Origin of the sequence: Candidatus Planktophila sp., assembly GCF_046070465.1 — a bacterium.
Taxonomy (GTDB): domain Bacteria; phylum Actinomycetota; class Actinomycetes; order Nanopelagicales; family Nanopelagicaceae; genus Planktophila.
In genome coordinates this window covers 1-3,286 of record NZ_JBJTMK010000007.1, presented here as the reverse complement: position 1 = coordinate 3,286, position 3,286 = coordinate 1, and the positions used below count along the sequence as shown (strand labels likewise).

Here is a 3,286-nt window from a genome sequence, read left to right as displayed (position 1 = left end):
AAGACGCTTTGATTGTTTACGATGACTTGACCAAGCAAGCAGTTGCTTATCGTCAAATCTCCTTGTTACTCCGCCGCCCACCAGGCCGCGAAGCTTATCCTGGCGACGTTTTCTACCTCCACTCACGCTTGCTCGAGCGCGCTGCTCGTGTAAATGCGGAGTACGTTGAGAAGTTCACTAATGGTGCAGTAAAAGGCAAAACTGGTTCTTTGACCGCATTGCCAATTATTGAAACTCAAGCTGGCGACGTTTCTGCATTCGTTCCAACCAACGTAATTTCGATTACTGACGGTCAGATCTTCTTGGAAACTGACTTGTTTAACGCTGGCGTACGTCCTGCGATTAACGCCGGTATTTCTGTATCCCGCGTTGGTGGTGCTGCACAAACTAAAGTGATTAAGAAATTGTCTGGCGGTATTCGTACCGACTTAGCGCAATATCGTGAATTGGCAGCGTTTGCTCAGTTCGCATCTGATCTTGACGAAGCAACCCGCAAGCAGCTCGAGCGTGGTCGCCGCGTTACTGAATTGTGTAAGCAAGCTCAATACAAGCCACTCCAAGTTTGGGAAATGGCCGCTTCACTCTACGCTGTGCACAACGGCTACTTCGATGACCTCGAAGTGAAGAACGTATTGGCCTTCGAAAAAGGTTTGCAAGATCATTTGAAATCTAAGTACGCTGACTTAGTTGCGCGTATCGAAGAAACCAAAGACTTGAGCAAAGATGACGAAGCTGCTTTGCGCGCTGCTATTGAGGATTACAAGCGTTCTGCCTCTTTCTAAGAGGGCTCGCATAAATCATGGCAAGCACAAAAGAGATACGATCAAAGATCAAGAGCGTGCAAAACACGCGCAAGATCACGAAGGCAATGGAAATGGTCGCCGCATCCAAGATGCGTCGCGCCCAAGAGCGCATGCGTAATGCGCGTCCATACGCTGAAAAAATTCGTGAGATTGTTGCTAACCTTTCAAAAGCAAATCCTGAGTTCCGCCCTGCTTACATGGCAACTCGTGAAGTGAAGAAGGTTGGCACGATTTTGGTTACGACAGACAAAGGCTTGTGCGGCGGTTTAAATACCAACGTCTTGCGTTTGATTGCTAACCAAGTGCGCGATTTGCAAGAAAAAAATATTGAGATCGCTTACACAGCGATTGGTTCAAAAGGTCTGCAGTTTTTGAATCGCTCAAAAGCAAAACTCATTTCTCAAACAATCCAAATTGGTGATACACCACATATGGATGTTTTGATTGGCGCGATTGTTAGTCAATTAGAAGCGTTTGAGCGTGGCGAGATTGATGCTGTTTATTTGGCATACACCCGCTTTGTAAATGCAATGAAACAAGAGCCAGTTTTGGAAAAACTTTTGCCTTTGGAGGCAGAATCTTTGACTCCACAAGAGAAAACAGGCAATTCTTGGGATTACATCTACGAACCTGATGCAGAGTCCATTTTGAATGGCCTGCTTAAGCGTTACGTTGAAGCGATGATTTATCAGGCAGTTGCTGAAAACATGGCTTCTGAGCAGTCTGCACGCATGGTCTCAATGAAGGCCGCTTCAGATAATGCGAAGAACGTAATTGGCGAATTGCAATTGGATTACAACAAGACACGACAGGCTGCTATTACTAAAGAGTTGTCAGAGATTGTTGGTGGAGCGGCTGCGGTTTAAGCGGTCAGCGTTTAGGAATACGAAAGAATTCAGGAATTAAAAGCGGAGAAATGCGATGAGTAACGGAAATATCGTGCAGTGTATTGGTCCAGTGGTGGACATTCAGTTCCCACGCGACAAAATGCCAAACATTTATGATGCGTTGACATTAGTTGATAGCGGCGAAAAATCATTTGCTGAAAAAGGCTTGACCTTTGAAGTTCAGCAACAAATCGGTGACGGCGTAGTTCGCGCAATTGCCATGGGTGCGAGTGATGGTTTGCGTCGTGGCATGGAAGTGCAATCCACAGGTAAGGCAATTTCTGTACCAGTTGGTCCAGCAACCTTAGGCCGTATCATGGACGTTCTCGGACGCCCAATCGATGACGCGGGTCCGATTGCTACTGAAGAGCGTCGCGCTATTCACCAGCCAGCACCGAAGTTTGATGAGCTCTCCCCTTCCGTTGACTTGTTAGAGACCGGTATTAAGGTTATTGACTTGGTATGCCCGTTCGCTAAAGGCGGTAAGGTTGGCTTGTTCGGTGGTGCGGGTGTTGGTAAGACCGTGAACATGATGGAATTGATTAACAACATCGCTAAGCAACACTCAGGTTTGTCAGTGTTTGCCGGTGTTGGTGAGCGTACTCGTGAAGGTAATGACTTCTACCACGAGATGAAAGAATCTAACGTTATCGACAAAGTGGCGATGGTGTTTGGTCAGATGAACGAACCTCCAGGCAACCGTTTGCGCGTTGCGTTGACTGGTTTGACAATGGCTGAAGCGTTCCGTGACGAAGGCCGTGACATTTTGTTCTTCGTTGACAACATCTACCGTTATACATTGGCCGGTACTGAAGTTTCTGCGTTGCTCGGTCGTATGCCTTCTGCTGTGGGTTACCAACCTACGTTGGCTGAAGAGATGGGTAAATTGCAAGAACGTATTACTTCTACTAAGACTGGTTCTGTTACCTCTATTCAGGCCGTTTACGTTCCTGCGGATGACTTGACCGATCCGTCACCAGCCACAACTTTCTTGCACTTAGACTCCACAGTTGTGTTGTCACGTGACATCGCTGCATTGGGTATCTACCCAGCGGTTGATCCGTTGGATTCAACCAGCCGTCAGCTCGACCCACAAGTGGTTGGTCAAGAGCACTATGAAGTTGCTCGTGACGTACAGATGACATTGCAGCGTTATAAAGAATTGCGTGACATTATTGCGATTTTGGGTATGGACGAATTGTCACCAGAAGATAAGTTGGCTGTATCACGTGCTCGTAAGATTCAACGTTTCTTGTCACAGCCTTTCCACGTTGCTGAGGTATTTACTGGTTCACCAGGTAAATACGTGCCATTGAAAGAAACCATCCGCGGCTTCAAGATGATTTGTAGCGGTGAATTGGATCACTTGCCTGAGCAAGCGTTCTATATGGTGGGTTCAATTGATGAAGCCATCGAGAAAGCTAAGAAGCTTTAATCGAATTCATCTAGGGAAATTATGTCAACCATACGCGTCGATGTAGTAAGTGCTGAGCAGTCTATTTTTAGCGGAGAAGCCAAGTTTGTTGCGCTTCCTGGCGAAAGTGGTGAGCTCGGTATTTTGCGCGGCCACACTCCTTTGATTACACGTATTCGTCC

3 protein-coding genes and 1 pseudogene are annotated in these 3,286 nt (G+C 46.9%); all 4 read left to right on the top strand.

All coding sequences use genetic code 11. The annotated features are described in order from the left end of the window. Positions 1–782 (top strand): F0F1 ATP synthase subunit alpha (locus tag ACKOVI_RS00205; protein WP_509601633.1); only part of this gene is annotated, 782 nt, incomplete at its 5' end. Positions 783–799: 17 nt separating this feature from the next. Continuing rightward, entirely contained in the window at positions 800–1,669 is an 870-nt protein-coding gene (gene atpG / locus ACKOVI_RS00200) for a F0F1 ATP synthase subunit gamma (protein WP_509601631.1), read from the top strand. A 55-nt stretch (positions 1,670–1,724) separates the two neighbouring features. Continuing rightward, positions 1,725–3,125, top strand: coding sequence for a F0F1 ATP synthase subunit beta (gene atpD, locus ACKOVI_RS00195; protein WP_509601629.1), 1,401 nt, complete (start codon positions 1,725–1,727; stop codon positions 3,123–3,125). Between the two features lie 21 nt (positions 3,126–3,146). Next, positions 3,147–3,286 (top strand): annotated as a pseudogene (locus tag ACKOVI_RS00190) (F0F1 ATP synthase subunit epsilon); the annotation flags it as partial.

Excerpts from the sequence above, each read along its gene's own strand:
- atpG (WP_509601631.1), top strand. The coding sequence starts at position 800 with ATGGCAAGCACAAAAGAGATACGATCAAAGATCAAGAGCGTGCAAAAC.
- atpD (WP_509601629.1), top strand. The coding sequence starts at position 1,725 with ATGAGTAACGGAAATATCGTGCAGTGTATTGGTCCAGTGGTGGACATT.